The organism is Streptomyces sp. NBRC 110028, from assembly GCF_001417735.1.
Taxonomy (GTDB): Bacteria; Actinomycetota; Actinomycetes; order Streptomycetales; family Streptomycetaceae; genus Streptomyces.
In genome coordinates, this window is sequence record NZ_BBUZ01000093.1 from 1 (window position 1) to 2,986 (window position 2,986).

1 protein-coding gene is annotated in these 2,986 nt (G+C 68.0%); it reads left to right on the top strand.

Features of this window, described 5'->3' with window-relative positions; all coding sequences use genetic code 11:
- The coding region (locus ASC60_RS38390; RefSeq protein WP_159043429.1) for an SDR family NAD(P)-dependent oxidoreductase at positions 1–2,986 on the top strand (2,986 nt) is incomplete at both ends.

The following is a 2,986-nucleotide window of genomic DNA, read 5'->3' on the forward strand; positions in this document are numbered from 1 at the left end:
CCCGGTATCGAGCAGACCCTCGACACGGTGGATGCCGATGCTGTGGCGCTGGGCTCGCTACGGCGTGATGAGGGGGGTCTGGATCGGTTCCTCACGTCTCTTGCGGAAGCGTTCGTCCGGGGCGTTTCGGTCGACTGGTCCCGCGCCTTCGAGGGTGCGAGCCCCCGTATCGTAGACCTGCCCACCTACCCCTTCCAACGACAACGTTTCTGGTTGGAGGGCTCGCCGGCGTTGTCTTTGAACGGCGTTGAGGGTGAGGCAGACGTCGCGTTCTGGGATGCGGTCGAGCGCGAGGACTCGGCGGTTGTGGCCGAGGAGTTGGGGCTAGATGCGGAGGCTCTGCACACGACATTGCCGGCCTTGTCGTCGTGGCGGCGGCGTGAGCGGCAGCGTCGGAAGGTGCAGCGCTGGCGTTACCGGGTGGAGTGGAAGCCTCTGCCCAATTCGCGGGCACAGGAGTCGTTGCAGGGCGGCTGGCTGCTCGTCGTCCCGCAGGGCCGTGCCGGCGATGTCCGCGTCACTCAGTCGGTGGCGGCGGTGGCGGCCAAGGGTGGTGAAGTCACGGTCGTAGAGGTCGACGCCGTGCATCCCGACCGCGCAGCATACGCCGAGGCCCTCACCCGGTGGCCGGGCGTGCGGGGTGTGGTGTCGTTCCTGGCGTGGGAGGAGCAGGCCCATGCCGAACACCCCGTTCTGTCTGCGGGTCTGGCCGCATCGTTGACGTTGGCCCAGGCGTTGATCGATGTCGACAGGTCCGGTGAGCCGACGCCGCGTCTGTGGCTGGTCACGCAAGCCGCCGTCGTGGTCGGTGCTGCCGATACCGGTGCGGTGATCGACCCCGTGCACGCGCAGCTATGGGGCTTCGGCCGTGTCCTTGCTCTGGAACACCCCGAATTGTGGGGCGGGTTGATCGACCTGCCCGCTGTGGCAGGCGAGCCTGGTTCGATTCCCGACCACGCGCATGCCGACCTACTGGCCACGGTCCTGGCCACGATGGTGCAGGGAGCTGCCCGAGGCGAGGACCAGATCGCGGTCCGGACGACCGGTACCTACGTACCCAGGCTGGTGCGTGCAGGCGGCAGTGCACACTCGGGTGCGCGGAGGTGGCAGCCGCGTGACACCGTACTGGTCACCGGCGGCATGGGACCGCTGACCGCCCACATCGTTCGTTGGCTGGCTGACAACGGTGCCCACCAGGTAGTACTCCTGGGAGGTCAGGGAGCAGACGGCGAGGCCGAGGCACTGAGGGCCGAGTTCGACGGGCACACGACGAAGATCGAACTCGCGGGCGTGGACACCGATGACAGCGACGCGCTGCGGTCCTTGCTCGACCGCACGACCGGCGAACACCCGCTGCGCGCCGTCATCCATGCGCCGACCGTGGTCGAGTTCGCCTCGGTGGCCGAGTCGGACCTGGTGCAATTCGCCCGCACCATCAGCCGAAAGATCGCCGGCGTCGGGCAGCTCGACGAGGTGCTGAGCGGCATCGACACGGCGCACGACGTGGTCTTCTTCTCCTCCGTCGCGGGCGTCTGGGGAAGCGCGGGGCAGAGCGCCTACGCGGCGGGCAACGCCTTCCTCGACGCCGTCGCCCAGCACCGCCGTCTGCGCGGACTGCCCGGTACGTCGGTGGCCTGGACTCCGTGGAACGACGATCGATCCCTTGCCTCCCTCGGTGACTCCTACCTCGACCGACGAGGACTGCGAGCACTGTCCATACCTGGCGCGCTCGCCTCCCTCCAGGAAGTGCTCGACCAGGACGAGGGCCACGCCGTGGTGGCGGATGTCGACTGGGAGCGGTTCTACGCCGGCTTCAGTGCCGTCCGGCGCACTTCCTTCTTCGACGACGTGGACGACGTCCGCCGGCCGGCCCTGTCCGCGGCTGCGACCAACGACCGACAGGCCCGGGACGAGGACGGCGGTACGGAACTCGTACGACGCCTGCGTCCGCTGACCGAGACGGAGCAACAGCGAGAGCTGGTGTCGCTCGTCCAGAGCGAAGTCGCTGCCGTCCTCGGCCACTCCTCCACCGACTCGGTCCAGCCACAGCGCGCGTTCCGAGAAATCGGGTTCGACTCACTGACAGCGGTCCAGCTCCGGAACCGGCTTACGGCCACCACGGGCATGCGCCTTCCGACAACGCTGATCTTCGACTATCCGACCACCAACGGACTCGCCGAGTACCTGCGCTCCGAACTGTTCGGTGTGTCCGACGCACCAGCTGACCTGTCCGTCGTTCGGAACGCGGATGAGGAGGACGACCCCGTCGTCATCGTGGGGATGGCCTGCCGGTTCCCGGGCGGAATCGATACGCCGGAAGCCCTCTGGAAGTTGCTCCAAGCGGGCGGCGATGTCATCTCCGAACTTCCGGCCAACCGCGGCTGGGACATGGAGCGCCTCCTGAACCCGGATCCCGAGGCGAAGGGCACCAGCGCCACACGCTACGGCGGTTTCCTCCACGACGCCGGGGAGTTCGACGCCGCCTTCTTCGGTATCTCGCCGCGTGAAGCGTTGGCGATGGACCCGCAGCAACGGCTGCTGCTGGAAACCACCTGGGAGCTCATCGAGAGCGCCGGCGTGGCGCCCGACTCGCTCCACCAGAGCCGGACCGGCACGTTTATCGGTAGCAACGGCCAGTTCTACGCACCGCTGCTGTGGAACTCCGGCGGTGATCTGGAGGGCTACCAAGGCGTGGGCAACGCCGGCAGCGTGATATCCGGCCGCGTCGCGTACTCCCTCGGCCTGGAGGGACCTGCGGTCACGGTGGATACGGCGTGTTCGTCATCGCTGGTGGCACTGCACTTGGCGGTGCAGGCGCTGCGCCGGGGCGAGTGCTCACTCGCCATAGCCGGCGGTGTGACGGTGATGTCCACACCGGACAGCTTTGTGGAGTTCTCACGGCAACAGGGCCTCTCCGAGGACGGTCGTTGCAAGGCGTTCGCGAGCACAGCCGATGGTTTCGGCCTCGCCGAGGGCGTTTCGGCGC